16 protein-coding genes are annotated in these 13,184 nt (G+C 62.8%); 14 read left to right on the forward strand and 2 right to left on the reverse strand.

Annotation, left to right across the window (positions count from 1 at the left end; all coding sequences use genetic code 11):
* Window positions 1–50: 50 nt before the first annotated feature.
* The 12 genes from BMX59_RS06500 to madM all read left to right on the forward strand — a co-directional run bounded on the left by BMX59_RS06500 (window position 51) and on the right by madM (window position 9,174).
* A complete protein-coding gene (locus BMX59_RS06500) occupies window positions 51–680 on the forward strand; it encodes a nucleotidyltransferase domain-containing protein (protein ID WP_092242000.1) in 630 nt (209 codons plus the stop codon).
* Complete coding sequence (locus BMX59_RS06505) at window positions 643–1,077, forward strand: hypothetical protein (protein ID WP_092242400.1); 435 nt, start codon at window positions 643–645, stop codon at window positions 1,075–1,077. Before BMX59_RS06500 ends, BMX59_RS06505 begins: the two co-directional genes overlap by 38 nt.
* A gap of 133 nt (window positions 1,078–1,210) precedes the next feature.
* Window positions 1,211–1,933: a hypothetical protein gene (locus BMX59_RS06510; protein ID WP_093120649.1), complete on the forward strand. Its 723-nt coding sequence runs from the start codon at window positions 1,211–1,213 to the stop codon at window positions 1,931–1,933.
* A gap of 120 nt (window positions 1,934–2,053) precedes the next feature.
* A complete protein-coding gene (gene mdcA / locus BMX59_RS06515) occupies window positions 2,054–3,724 on the forward strand; it encodes a malonate decarboxylase subunit alpha (protein ID WP_093120652.1) in 1,671 nt (556 codons plus the stop codon).
* The gene (locus BMX59_RS06520; protein WP_092242009.1) at window positions 3,725–4,558 is read left to right on the forward strand and encodes a triphosphoribosyl-dephospho-CoA synthase; all 834 of its coding nucleotides are present in this window, start codon (window positions 3,725–3,727) and stop codon (window positions 4,556–4,558) included. It begins immediately after the preceding gene.
* A complete protein-coding gene (locus tag BMX59_RS06525) occupies window positions 4,558–4,857 on the forward strand; it encodes a malonate decarboxylase subunit delta (RefSeq protein WP_071490357.1) in 300 nt (99 codons plus the stop codon). The genes BMX59_RS06520 and BMX59_RS06525 overlap by 1 nt, the downstream gene beginning before the upstream one ends.
* The gene (locus BMX59_RS06530) at window positions 4,850–5,692 is read left to right on the forward strand and encodes a biotin-independent malonate decarboxylase subunit beta (protein ID WP_093120655.1); all 843 of its coding nucleotides are present in this window, start codon (window positions 4,850–4,852) and stop codon (window positions 5,690–5,692) included. The genes BMX59_RS06525 and BMX59_RS06530 overlap by 8 nt, the downstream gene beginning before the upstream one ends.
* Entirely contained in the window at window positions 5,689–6,459 is a 771-nt protein-coding gene (mdcE, locus tag BMX59_RS06535; protein WP_092242015.1) for a biotin-independent malonate decarboxylase subunit gamma, read from the forward strand. The genes BMX59_RS06530 and mdcE overlap by 4 nt, the downstream gene beginning before the upstream one ends.
* Complete coding sequence (locus tag BMX59_RS06540; protein ID WP_093120659.1) at window positions 6,453–7,040, forward strand: malonate decarboxylase holo-ACP synthase; 588 nt, start codon at window positions 6,453–6,455, stop codon at window positions 7,038–7,040. The genes mdcE and BMX59_RS06540 overlap by 7 nt, the downstream gene beginning before the upstream one ends.
* Entirely contained in the window at window positions 7,037–7,936 is a 900-nt protein-coding gene (gene mdcH, locus BMX59_RS06545) for a malonate decarboxylase subunit epsilon (protein WP_093120662.1), read from the forward strand. The genes BMX59_RS06540 and mdcH overlap by 4 nt, the downstream gene beginning before the upstream one ends.
* Before the next feature lie 67 nt (window positions 7,937–8,003).
* Complete coding sequence (gene madL, locus BMX59_RS06550) at window positions 8,004–8,408, forward strand: malonate transporter subunit MadL (RefSeq protein WP_015886323.1); 405 nt, start codon at window positions 8,004–8,006, stop codon at window positions 8,406–8,408.
* A 1-nt stretch (window position 8,409) separates the two neighbouring features.
* Entirely contained in the window at window positions 8,410–9,174 is a 765-nt protein-coding gene (madM, locus tag BMX59_RS06555; RefSeq protein ID WP_092242027.1) for a malonate transporter subunit MadM, read from the forward strand.
* Between the two features lie 98 nt (window positions 9,175–9,272).
* Here the strand turns inward: madM and BMX59_RS06560 are convergent, their stop codons facing one another.
* A complete protein-coding gene (locus tag BMX59_RS06560; protein ID WP_092242030.1) occupies window positions 9,273–10,193 on the reverse strand; it encodes a LysR family transcriptional regulator in 921 nt (306 codons plus the stop codon).
* A 143-nt stretch (window positions 10,194–10,336) separates the two neighbouring features.
* On the opposite strand from BMX59_RS06560, the gene BMX59_RS06565 reads away from it, so the two are divergent.
* Complete coding sequence (locus tag BMX59_RS06565; RefSeq protein WP_058426584.1) at window positions 10,337–10,954, forward strand: PAQR family membrane homeostasis protein TrhA; 618 nt, start codon at window positions 10,337–10,339, stop codon at window positions 10,952–10,954.
* Here BMX59_RS06565 and BMX59_RS06570 read toward each other — a convergent pair.
* On the reverse strand, window positions 10,949–11,851 hold the full coding sequence (locus BMX59_RS06570) for a LysR family transcriptional regulator (RefSeq protein ID WP_093120666.1): 903 nt from the start codon (window positions 11,849–11,851) through the stop codon (window positions 10,949–10,951). The two genes, BMX59_RS06565 and BMX59_RS06570, sit on opposite strands and share 6 nt — an antisense overlap.
* Window positions 11,852–11,938: 87 nt before the next feature.
* Here BMX59_RS06570 and BMX59_RS06575 point away from each other — a divergent pair, with 87 nt between their 5' ends.
* Window positions 11,939–13,183: a D-amino acid dehydrogenase gene (locus BMX59_RS06575; RefSeq protein WP_371914365.1), complete on the forward strand. Its 1,245-nt coding sequence runs from the start codon at window positions 11,939–11,941 to the stop codon at window positions 13,181–13,183.
* Window position 13,184: the final 1 nt, after the last annotated feature.

The following is a 13,184-nucleotide window of genomic DNA, read 5'->3' on the forward strand; positions in this document are numbered from 1 at the left end:
TCCCAAAAAGGGACCTATCGTTCCCTTTTTGGGACTCTTTGGCCGCTGCCATGCAAACCTTGCCGCTCAGCACCGCGCTCTTCACCGCTACCCAGCAAAAAGTGCTGGGTCTACTTTTCGGCAAGCCCGACCAAAGCTTCTTTACCAATGAAATTGCACGCTGGGCCCAGGTTGGCAAGGGTAGCCTTACGCGTGAACTGGAACGTTTGCAGTTGGCAGGCATCTTGAGTATGACGCGCCAGGGCAACCAGACCCATTACCAAGCAAATCCTCAATGCCCGATCTACTCGGAATTGTTAGCCATCGTGCGCAAGACCCTGAGCCTGGACGAGCCCTTGCGTAATGCACTGGCATCTTTCGCCGAGCAGATAACCTGGGCCTTTGTCTACGGTTCCATCGCCAAGGGCGAAGCACACTCATCCAGTGACATAGATCTCATGTTGATCGGCGAAAGCCTCAACTACAGTGAAGTCATGGAGCAGCTCATGCCGCTGGAAGAGCAGCTGGGCCGCACCATCAACCCGACGCTTTACACCCCTGAAGACTGGATCGGCAAATGGAATGCGGGGAACAGTTTTGTGCAGCGGGTCGTGCAGCAGGACAAGATCAATCTGATTGGGGGCAACCCCCTGGAATCCACGGATGGACAGCAAGGTAAACCTGGAGAATCTGCAACGTAGCGGCGGTTTGAAGGCTGAGCCGCCGGATCGCAAAGAGTGTGATGGGCTGATGCGTTCAGCCAGGGATCGGCTGAGGGATGCCGGCAACCCACAGTTATCATTCGCCAGTCGTTTCGACCTGGCTTACAACGCGGCTCATGCTATCGCCCTCACGGCCTTGCGCTTGCAGGGGTATCGCTCGGACAAACGCTATCTGGTGTTTCAATGCCTGGTTCACACCACAGGTGCCGGCAAGGTGCAGGTGAGGTTGTTGGCGCTGTGTCATGAGCGTCGGAACCTGGCGGAGTACGAAGGGTATATGGATGAGGACGAGCCGCTCTTAGCCCAGTTGATTGACAGCACGACCACGTTGCAGGGAAACGTGGAGGGCCTGTTGGCTGGATATCAGTGGGCATGACTCGATCAAAAATGTAGGAGAGGCGTCCTGGTGAATTGTGACGGGGTGCGGATCACTTGTTCCTTTCCCATCGTAAAGATCCCCACCCCACTGCCGATAGCCAAGGAAGTTTTTCGACAGAAGTATCGACGCAATGTGGCTTTTGGATGGGTTTGCCTGGCTGTACGACCTCAACCGGTTTACCGGCACGCTTCTGATGTGGTTTGGCGTGCTGGTGCTCACGGCAGCGGTGACCATGAACGTGCAGTCCAATCGTGGGAAGCTGTGGGGGTTCATGATTACCACCGCAGGCGCGGTGTTTATCCTGGTGTACCTCGAAAGCCTCAAGCTGGTCGGCGCCGATAAGGCTATCAAAGGCGTGGTGAGCAACTTTGTGGTCATGACCCTGGGCGGTCTTGGCTCGGGCCTGCTGGCGGTGGCGATAACCCAAGGACCCACCCCTGAAGAAGACAAACAGGCTCGAGGGTTTATCCGTGATCGTCTGCTGGACGCGCTTGAATACGCCTTTGTGTACGTCGCGATTTGCGCGTTCACCGTGTTCGCGGTGTGCTTGCCACTCAACCTGCTGGGCTGGCCTCCCGTCGACGAGCACGACTTGCTGAGCCTGCTGATGGTGTGCCTGGGTGCCCTGCTGGGTTACGCGATAACCTCCCGTCCCAATCGCTTGAGAAACTGGGAGCAACTGGGCGGCTGTGCGCTGGTGGCGCTGCTCTTGCTGCTGTCGCCGGTTTACGCCCAGGCGCTGTCGGGCCTGTGGGAGTGGAGTTGGGCGGCTGTGTTGGGGCTGCACGGTTTTGCCGCGTTGGCGTTGTTAAGAACCATATGGTTCCACCGCAGCGAATGGCAAAGCACCTGAACGCTCGTGTTCATTGAGCCATCATTAATCCAGGCGTAACAGTCCAGCGCTCAGCTTGATTGATGGCCCCCTCAATCACTCCTAAGGTAAGCCCCACGACAGCAAACCCGTGGAGCGACCATGACAACAACAATCACCCCCGACTCACGCTGGACGCGGCGGCGCGACGAGAAGCAGCGGCGGCTCGGGCTGGTCAGGCAATACGCAGACGGTGCGGTGCTGCCCAGCGACAGGATCGTCGAGGCGCTTGAGGCGCTGATCCTCCCCGGCGACCGCGTGGTGCTGGAAGGCAACAACCAGAAACAGGCTGATTTCCTCTCGCGCTCCCTGGCCAAGGCCGACCCGGCCAAGCTCCACGATTTGCACATGATCATGCCCAGTGTCGGCCGCTCCGAGCACCTGGACCTGTTTGAAAAAGGCATCGCCCGCAAGCTGGACTTTTCCTTCGCCGGCACCCAATCCCTGCGCATCAGCCAGTTGCTCGAAGACGGCCTGCTGGAAATCGGCGCGATCCACACCTACATCGAACTCTATGCGCGGCTGGTGGTGGACCTGATCCCCAATGTGGTGCTCTCCGCCGGTTTCATGGCCGACCGCGCCGGCAACATCTACACCGGCGCCAGCACCGAAGACACTCCGGCGCTGATCGAGCCAGCTGCGTTCAGCGATGGCATCGTCATCGTGCAAGTCAACCAGTTGGTGGACGACGTTACCGACTTGCCCCGCGTCGACATCCCCGCGAGCTGGGTGGACTTTGTGGTGGTGGCCGACAAGCCGTTCTATATCGAGCCACTGTTTACCCGCGATCCCCGCCACATCAAGCCGGTGCATGTGTTGATGGCGATGATGGCGATCCGTGGCATCTACGAAAAACACAACGTGCAGTCCCTCAACCACGGCATCGGTTTCAACACCGCCGCCATCGAGCTGATCCTGCCGACCTACGGCGAATCCCTCGGCCTCAAGGGCAAGATCTGCCGCAACTGGACACTCAACCCGCACCCCACGCTGATCCCCGCCATCGAAAGCGGCTGGGTGGAAAGCGTGCATTGCTTTGGCACCGAACTGGGCATGGAAAACTACATCGCCGCCCGCCCGGATGTGTTCTTCACCGGTCGCGACGGCTCGATGCGTTCCAACCGCATGTTCTGCCAGCTCGCCGGCCAATACGCGGTGGACCTGTTTATCGGCGCCACCCTGCAAGTCGACGGCGACGGCCATTCCTCCACCGTGACCCGTGGCCGACTCGCCGGTTTTGGTGGTGCGCCGAACATGGGCCATGACCCACGCGGTCGCCGCCATGGCACACCCGCATGGCTGGACATGCGCCACGACGATGCGCCCGAAGCCTTGCTGGAGCGCGGCAAAAAACTCGTGGTGCAAATGGTCGAGACCTTCCAGGAAGGCGGCAAACCCACCTTCGTCGACACCCTCGACGCCGTGGAAGTCGCACGCAAAAGCGGCATGCCCCTGGCGCCGATCATGATCTACGGTGATGACGTCACCCATCTGCTCACCGAAGAAGGCATCGCCTACCTGTACAAGGCGCGCTCCCTCGAAGAGCGCCAGGCGATGATCGCCGCTGTCGCGGGCGTCACGGCCATCGGCATGCGCCACAACCCCAAGGACACCGCACGCATGCGCCGCGAAGGCCTGATCGCCTTGCCCGAAGACCTGGGGATTCGCCGCACCGACGCCACCCGCGAGTTGTTGGCCGCCAAGAGTGTAGCCGACCTGGTGGACTGGTCTGGCGGCCTGTACAACCCGCCCGCCAAATTCAGGAGCTGGTAAATGCGCGCCCTCAAACTGCATGAACTCAGCCTTGCGGATCGCCTGGCTGACATGGCCGTCGATGCGCTGATCGATGAAGCCGACCTGTCGCCCAAACCCGCCCTGGTGGATAGGCGTGGCAACGGCGCCCATAGCGATTTGCACTTGGGCCTGATGCACGCTTCGGCGTTGTCGCTGTGGCCGATGTTCAAGGAAATGGCCGAGGCCGCGATTGAGATCGGTGAAGTCGGTTTGCCCCTGCGTGAAGCCCTCGGGCGTCTTGGCCGTGACGGTGAGCAGGCAATGCTGACCACCACCAACGGCGTGAACACCCATCGTGGCGCGATCTGGGCACTCGGGTTGCTCACCGCCGCCGCCGCGCTGCAACCACGCGCCGTGACGCTGACTGCCGCCAGACTGGCCCTGCTCCACGACCGTTTCGCCCCACAACCCATGAGCCATGGTGCCCAGGTTGCCCAACGCTACGGCGCACGCGGTGCCCGTGAAGAAGCGCAGCTCGGCTTCCCGTCCGTGGTGCAACGTGGCCTGCCGCAACTGCGTAAAAGCCGCCTGCACCATGCCGGTGAACAGAACGCTCGCCTGGACGCCTTGCTCGCGATCATGACCGAGCTGGCCGACACTTGCGTGCTCTACCGCGCCGGCACCGAAGGCCTTCAGGCCATGCAGCACGGTGCCCAAGCCGTGCTGGACGCTGGCGGCAGCGCAACCCTGGCCGGTCGCCGCCAACTGCATGAGCTGGACCAGCAACTGCTGGCCCTGAATGCCTCCCCCGGCGGCGCCGCCGACCTGTTGGCCGCCTGCCTGTTTATCGACCGCCTCGACGGAGCGTTGTGATGGAAACCTTATCCTTTGAATTCCCCGCCGGGCAGCCGCCAAAAGGCCGTGCGCTGGTGGGTTGCGTCGGCTCGGGCGACCTGGAAGTGCTGCTGGAACCGGGCACGCCGGGCACCCTGACCATCCAGGTGCAGACTTCGGTGAACGGCGCCGAACAACGCTGGCAACATCTGTTCGAGAGGATGTTCCAGGAGCAGACGCCACCGGCCTTGAACATCGATATTCACGACTTCGGTGCCACCCCTGGCGTGGTGCGCCTGCGCCTGGAGCAGGGTTTCGAGGAGGTCGGCCATGACTGACTTGCTCGCCAGACACAGCTTCGTCGAGCTGGGCGCTCGGCAGCGCGCCAAGGCTTTGCTGGACGTTGGCTCTTACCGCGAATTGATCGACCCGTTCCAGCGTGTCATGTCGCCGTGGCTCAGCCGCCAGGGTGTGGTGCCCCAGGCCGATGACGGTGTGGTGATCGCCAAGGGCAGCCTCGGCGGGAAACCGGTGGTGATTGCCGCCATCGAAGGCAACTTCCAGGGCGGCAGCCTTGGCGAAGTGGGCGGTGCGAAAATCGCCGGCGCATTGGAACTGGCGGCCGAAGACAATCGCAAGGGCATCCCGACCCGCGCTGTGTTGTTGCTGGAGACTGGTGGCGTGCGCTTGCAGGAGGCCAACCTGGGCCTGGCGGCGATTGCGGATATCCATGCGGCGATTGTCGACCTGCGTCAGTACCAGCCGGTGATCGGCGTGGTGGCGGGCAGTGTCGGTTGCTTTGGCGGCATGTCCATCGCGGCCGGGTTGTGCAGTTACCTGGTGGTCACTCGAGAAGCACGCCTTGGCTTGAATGGCCCGCAAGTGATCGAACAGGAAGCGGGGCTTGAAGAGTACGACTCCCGCGACCGGCCCTTCATCTGGAGCCTTACCGGCGGCGAGCAACGCTTCAACAGTGGCTTGGCCGACCGTTACGTGGCGGACGATGTGGCCGAGATTCAACAGACTGTGAGTGCGCTGCTGCAACAAGGCCTGCCCGCCCGACAACGCAGCCGCCAATCCGAATATTACCTGGCGCGCCTGGCCGAACTGGACGCTACGCCGCAGATAGACCCGGCGACGGTGCGCGCGCTGTATCAAGGAGAACGCTCATGAGAGGTTTGCAGTGGTTCAACGCATTGAGCGCCGGCGCCACGCCTGTCGAGGGTTTGCCGAACTCCGTGAAAGTGGCCGACGGCCTGCTGGGCGAACAAGCCGTACGCTTTATCGCCGTGGTCACCGACGCCCAAAACCGTTTCCCCCGCGCACGCAATGGCGAAGTCGGTTTGCTGGAAGGTTGGGGGTTGGCGAAGGCTGTCGATGAAGCCATCGCCCGTGGCGACAAGCGCCCAATCATCGCCATTGTCGACGTGCCCAGCCAAGCCTACGGCCGGCGCGAAGAAGCCCTCGGCATCCACCAGGCGCTGGCGGCCGCCGCCGACAGCTACGCTCGCGCACGGCTGGCCGGGCACCCGGTGATCGCGCTGCTGGTGGGCAAGGCCATGTCCGGCGCGTTCCTCGCCCACGGTTACCAGGCCAACCGCCTGATCGCCCTGCGCGACCCCGGCGTGATGGTGCACGCCATGGGCAAGGCTTCGGCGGCGCGGGTGACCCTGCGCAGCGTCGAAGAGCTGGAAGCCCTGGCCGCCAGCGTGCCGCCGATGGCCTATGACATTGACAGCTATGCCAGCCTCGGTCTGTTGTGGGAGACTCTCTCGGTCAGCCAGATCGAACAGCCCACTGCGGACGACGTGGCGCGGGTCGGCGATTGCCTGGTGCATGCGATCAAGGATATCGGCAACACCGACTTGAGCAGCCGCCTCGGCGCTACCAACCGCGCCGCCTCCAGCCACGTGCGCCAACTGCTGCGGGAGCAATGGTGAACGCCCACGACCTGCTCTGGGGCATGACCCCGGCGCACCTGCCCGCTGACGCGCCGGGGTGGGCGAAGGATGCGGTTGGCACGGTAGTCGTGCGTCGCGCCATCGTCGCGCCTGGCTTTGTCGCGGTGGGCGTGCGTGGGCGTTTGCGCGAGCAGCGGTTTGCCGCGTTGATGCCGATGGCAGCCGTACAGCGGCGGGTCGCGCCGGAAGCGTTGCGCGATGTGGTGTCGACAAGGGATCTACCGGCATTGCAGGCCCTCGATCAACTGCGGCCCGTGCTGGCGCCATTGAGTTGGGGCGTCACGGGCAGTGCAGGTTTTGAGTTGGCAACGGGCATTGAAGCCCTGCATGCCCAGAGCGACCTGGACCTGATTCTGCGCACGCCCGAGCCGCTGGATCGCAACGATGCACGCGACCTGCTGGCCACTTTGGATGAAGTTACGTGTGCCGTGGACCTGCAACTGCAGACACCTTTCGGCGCCGTCGCCTTGCGCGAATGGGCCGGTCCATCACGGCGGGTGCTGTTGAAAACCGCCAACGGTGCGCATTTGGTCATTGATCCCTGGCAGGCCGTGGCATGAGCAGCCTTCTGGTGTTCCCAGGGCAGGGCGCCCAGCGCCCGGGCATGCTCCAGGCGGTGCCGGCCGACGTGCTGGAGCAGGCCAGCGATGCCTTGGGTGAAGACGTTCGCACCTTGGATTCGGCCGAGGCCCTGGCCAATACCCGCGCTGTACAACTCTGCCTGCTGATCGCCGGTGTCGTCCATGCCCGCCAGCTGCAACACACCCCGGATTACGTTGCAGGCCTGTCCATCGGTGCTTACCCGGCTGCGGTGATCGCCGATGCCCTGGACTTCAGCGATGCAATCAAGCTGGTCAGCCTGCGCGGTGAGCTGATGCAAAACGCTTACCCACAGGGCTACGGCATGACCGCGATCATCGGCCCCGAGTTATCCACCGTCGAAAACCTGCTGGCCGAAATCCACAGCCCTGAAACCCCGGTGTATCTGGCCAATATCAATGCCGATAATCAGACCGTCATCGCCGGCAGCGACCAGGCCATGAAACGTGTCGCCGACCGCGTCAAGGGCAACGGCATCGCCAAGCGCCTGGCTGTCAGCGTGCCCTCCCATTGCGCATTGTTGGACCAACCGGCACAGGCCCTGGCCCAAGCCTTCGGTACGCTCAAGACGCCGCGCATCACCTACCTGAGCAGCACCCGCGCACGGCCGATTCACAACCCCGAGCAACTGCGCGACGACCTGGCCTTCAACATGTGCCGCGTCGTCGACTGGCGCGGCACCGTGCAAAGCGCCTACGAGCGCGGCGTGCGCCTGCAAATCGAACTGCCACCGGGCGCGGTGCTCACCGGCCTGTCACGCCGGGTGTTTGAACAAGGCACGGTGATCGCCTTTGAGGGCGCACGCCTGGACACCTTGCAGGCCCTGCTGCAAGAGGAGGAGCGCCGCCACCGATAAAGCACTGCCCAAGGCTTTCGAAGCACAACAACAACAATTTCGATAGAGCACTTTGAGGACAACAACAATGATTATCTACGGTGTGGCATTACTGGCGATCTGTACGCTCGCGGGCGTGATCATGGGCGACATGCTCGGCGTGTTGCTGGGTGTCAAATCCAATGTGGGCGGGGTGGGGATCGCGATGATCCTGTTGATCTGCGCCCGCCTGTGGATGCAAAAGCGCGGTGGCATGACCAAGGATTGTGAAATGGGCGTTGGCTTCTGGGGCGCGATGTACATCCCGGTGGTGGTGGCGATGGCTGCGCAACAAAACGTGGTCACCGCCCTGCACGGCGGCCCGGTGGCGGTGCTCGCCGCGATTGGTTCGGTAGTGGTATGCGGTTGCACGATTGCCCTGATCAGCCGCACGCACAAGGGCGAACCGTTGCCCGATGAAGAGCCGCTGATTGCTCCAGTGGGAGGTCGCTGATATGTGGGATCTCATCGAAAAAGGCCTGGAACACAACGGCCTGATCACCGCGTTTGCCTTCGTGGGTGTGGTGATGTGGATTTCCGTGGTGCTGTCCAGGCGCCTGACCTTCGGGCGCATTCATGGCTCGGCGATTGCCATCGTCATCGGCCTGGTATTGGCCTGGGTCGGCGGTACGATCACCGGTGGCCAGAAAGGCCTGGCGGACCTGGCGCTGTTCTCTGGCATTGGGTTGATGGGTGGGGCAATGCTGCGCGACTTTGCCATCGTCGCCACGGCGTTCGAAGTGCAAGCCACCGAGGCGCGCAAGGCCGGGATGATTGGCGTGATCGCGCTGCTGCTGGGGACGATCCTGCCGTTCATCGTAGGCGCGAGCATGGCTTGGGCGTTTGGTTATCGCGATGCGATCAGCATGACCACCATTGGCGCAGGGGCTGTGACCTACATCGTCGGCCCGGTGACCGGCGCGGCAATTGGCGCGACCTCGGATGTGATGGCGCTGTCGATTGCCACCGGCTTGATCAAGGCGATCCTGGTCATGGTCGGTACGCCGGTCGCGGCGCGCTGGATGGGCTTGGACAACCCGCGTTCGGCGATGGTGTTTGGTGGGTTGGCCGGCACCGTCAGCGGTGTGACGGCGGGGCTGGCGGCGACGGATCGGCGGCTGGTGCCGTATGGCGCGCTGACGGCGACGTTCCACACCGGGCTGGGCTGCCTGCTTGGGCCTTCGTTGCTGTATTTCATTGTGCGCGGCCTGGTTGGGTAAGGGGTCTATCAGGGCCTCATCGGGGGCAAGCCCCCTCCCACATTTGAACTGCGAACACATTCAAGTGTGGGAGGGGGCCTGCCCCCGATGGCTGTGTGTCAGGCTGACACTTGGCGATTGGCATACATCCGACACTCCGCCAACAACGCCAGCAGGTTCGGGTCCCTTTCCTTGGCCTTCAGGAACACCACCCCGATATGCTGCTGCAACCGATACCTGGGTTGCAGCGGTATCAGCTTCACGCGGTTCTCATACACCGCCGCGATCCGCCCCGGCAGCAGCGCATAACCCACGCCCGAGCTGACCATGCTCAGCAGCGTGAAGATATCATTGACCTGCATCGCCACCTTCGGCTCGAACCCCGCCTGCTTGAACACACGGTTGCCATCCTGGTGCGTGGCGAAGCCTTGGGTGAGGGTGATGAAGGTCGCGTCGCGCACGTCGGCGAGGTCGATTTCTTGCTCGCGGTCGAAGGGTGAGTCGGCCGGGGTGGCGAGGAATATATCGTCGGAAAACAGCGCGATCTGTTCGCAGTCGGGGTCGTTGGCGTGCTCATCCAAGGAGATGAGGATCGCGTCTACTTCCATGTTCTTGAGCTTGTAGAGCAGGTCGAAGTTGGAACCCAGGATCAGGTCGATATTGAGCTCGCTGCGGCGGATCTTCAGGCCCATGATCAATTGCGGCACGGTTTTCACCGTCAGCGAATACAGCGAGCCCAGTTTGAAGCGTTCGGCGGAGAACCCGGCGGCTTCGCGGGTCAGGCGTACGCTGTCGACCACGTCGGCCACCAGTTTCTGCGCACGTTCTTCGAGGACGTACGCGCTTTCCAGCGGGGTGAGGTTGCGCCCTTCATGCTTGAACAGAGGGCAGCGCAGGGCGTTTTCCAGGGAGTGGATGGCGCGGTGTACGCTCACATTGCTGGTTTGCAGCTCGGCGGCGGCGCGGGTCAGGTTGCCGGTGCGCATGAACGCCAGGAAGATTTCCAGTTTCTTGAGGGTGAATTCTTCGTCGATCAGCATGGCCGTGGCTCTTGTTCGAATGCCGTCGATTGTGCCCGCAAAACCGTTCGGCGTCGCCGGAACGTCATAAGCCGCTTGCACTCTTATGCGCAAGGCTGGACGCTTGCCAGCCAGTCCTAACGGTTACAGGAGGCCAGTGACAGATGTACCACGGGGAACGATTCAACGCCTGGAGCCATTTGCTCGGTGCAGTCGCGGCGTGTATTGGCGCCGTGTGGATGTTGGTGGTGGCGAGCCTGGACGGCAGCCCCTGGAAGATCGTCAGCGTGGCGATCTATGGGTTTACCTTGATGGTGCTGTACAGCGCGTCCACCGTGTACCACAGCGTGCAGGGGCGGCGAAAAGAGATCATGCAGAAGGTCGATCACTTTTCGATCTACCTGTTGATCGCCGGCAGCTACACGCCATTTTGCCTGGTGACCCTGCGCGGGCCGTGGGGCTGGACGCTGTTCGGGATTGTGTGGGGGCTGGCGGTGATCGGGATTTTGCAGGAGATCAAGCCGCGCTCGGAGGCGCGCATCCTGTCGATCGTGATCTATGCGGTGATGGGCTGGATCGTGCTGGTGGCGGTCAAGCCGTTGCTGGCAGCATTGGGGACGGCCGGGTTTATCTGGCTGGCCTCGGGCGGGGTGTTGTACACCGTCGGCATTATCTTTTTTGCCTTGGAGGATCGCCTGCGGCATTCCCATGGCATCTGGCATTTGTTTGTGATCGGCGGCAGCCTCCTGCATTTTGTGGCGATCATGCATTACGTCTTATAGCCGCTCCATAAGCTCCCTGGCACGGTGGCCAAAAATCTCCAGCAGATTGGCCAACATATGCGGCGGCGCCTCGTCGGCGCGGGTCAGGGCGTACAGGGTGATTGGCAGCGGCGGGGTCAGGGGGCGGATGCAGGTAGTGGTTGTCGACGCGCCCAGCGCGGTGAAGGGGTCGATCACCGTCAGACCCGCGCCGGATTCCACCATGGCGCGGGCCAGGGAATAGGTTTGCACCGAGATTGTCACCCTGGGCGGTGGGTCGACGTTTTCCAGGTAGCTGTCGAGCTTCGCCGCCAATGGGTCGGCGCTGGAGAGGCCGATCAGCGGTGCGCCTGCCAGGTCAGCCAACGACAAGGGCTGGCTCAGTTCGGCTGGCGGCCAATAGCCTTTGGACGCCAATGCCACCAGCACACCGCCCGCCAGCACCTGCGTGGTCAACCCCGGATGGCCGGAAAAGTTGAGCGTCAGCGCCAGGTCAATCTCACGCATCAGCAGCTTCTGCACCAGCTCGCGGCTATGGTCGCTGGACAGCTCGCAGGTCATGTCCGGGTAATCGTTTTTCCACTGCAGAATCGCCGGCGGCAGCAGCGACAGCGCCAGCGCCGGGATCGCGCCGATGCGCACACTCTGGCCCGGTTCTCGGCGCAAGGCCTTGGCCAGGCGCCGCACACCCTGCAGGCTATCGGTGACTTTCTCCACTTCGCTTTCCAGCGCCAGGGCTTCCGGGGTGGGCAGCAACTTGCCGCGTACCCGCAGGAAGAGGGGGAAGCCCAACTGCAATTCGGCGTGTTGCAACACTTTGGTCACCGCCGGTTGCGAGACATGCAGCAATTGCGCGGCGGCGCTGACCGAACCGGTCTGGCGAATGGCCTGGAAGATTTCGATATGACGCAAGCGCATGGCAAGTCCATAACCTTTGTTTATAGGTGACCCATCTTTATTCATTGTCGGTGGCCTGTCACCTGCTCTTAGGCTTGAGGCCTCTTGATTCAACGGTGGGCGGCAAAGATGGTGTGCATCATTGGCGGTGGGGTGATTGGTCTGGCCAGCGCATACGCGTTGGTGCGTACAGGTCATGAGGTGACGGTGATCGATGCACGCGAGACCCTGGGCAGTGAGACCAGCTTCGCCAACGGCGGGCAATTATCCTATCGCTACGTGGCGCCCCTGGCCGATGCTGGCGTGCCGCTGCAAGCCATTGGCTGGTTGCTGCGTGGTGACTCGCCGCTGAAGCTGCGCCCGCGCCTCGACCCCCGGCAATGGCGCTGGATGGCGGCGTTCCTGGGTGCCTGCCGTGGCTCGGTGAATAAGCGCAATGCCGCGCACCTGTTGCGCCTGGCCTGCCTGAGCCAGGACACCTTGCAGCAGTGGCGCGAGCACGACCACCTGGACGGTTTCGACTGGCGGCGCAACGGCAAGCTAGTGACCTTTCGCAACGCCAGCTCCTTTGAGCATGCCCGCGGCAAGGTCACCGATATCCTGCAACAGCAGGTGCTGTCGGCCGCTGATTGCGCTCGCCTGGAGCCGGCGCTGGCGGGCGGTGGATTTGTCGGCGGGATCTATACACCCAATGAAGAGGTCGCCGATTGTCATGCCTTCTGCCAGCGATTGGCGGCGCGGCTGGAGGCATCGGGGCGTTGCACCTTCTTGTTGGGGCGCAAGGTCACCGGGATCCGCCATGCCGAGGGCGCGGTGCAGGCCATCGAGATCGATGATGAAGTGATGCCGGTCGAACACCTGGTGCTGGCGGCGGGGTATCGCAGCGCCGAGTTGGGCGTGTCGCTGCCGCTGTACCCGCTCAAGGGCTACAGCCTCAGCGTGCCGATTGGCGCTCGGCACCAGGCGCCGAACGTGAGCATCACCGACTATGACCGCAAGATGGTCTACGCACGTATCGGCGAACAACTGCGGGTCGCCGCCATGGTCGATATCGTCGGTTTCGACGCCCGCCTCGAACCCAAACGCCTGGCGCTGATGAAACGCCAGGCCGTGCAGACGTTTCCGCTGGCGGGGGATTACGCCCACGCAGTGGAATGGGCCGGCATGCGCCCGGCCACCCCGACCGGTGTGCCGCTGATTGGCGCGGGTGTCTACCGCAACCTGTGGCTGAACCTGGGTCACGGCGCACTCGGCTTCACCCTGGCCTGTGGCAGCGGCCAGTTACTGGCCGAGTTGATCGGCCGGCGAACGCCTTCCATTGATATGCAGGGCCTTACGCCTCGCGCTGCGTAAA

The sequence above is a fragment of the Pseudomonas sp. NFR09 genome (genome assembly GCF_900111535.1).
Lineage (GTDB): Bacteria > Pseudomonadota > Gammaproteobacteria > Pseudomonadales > Pseudomonadaceae > Aquipseudomonas > Aquipseudomonas extremorientalis.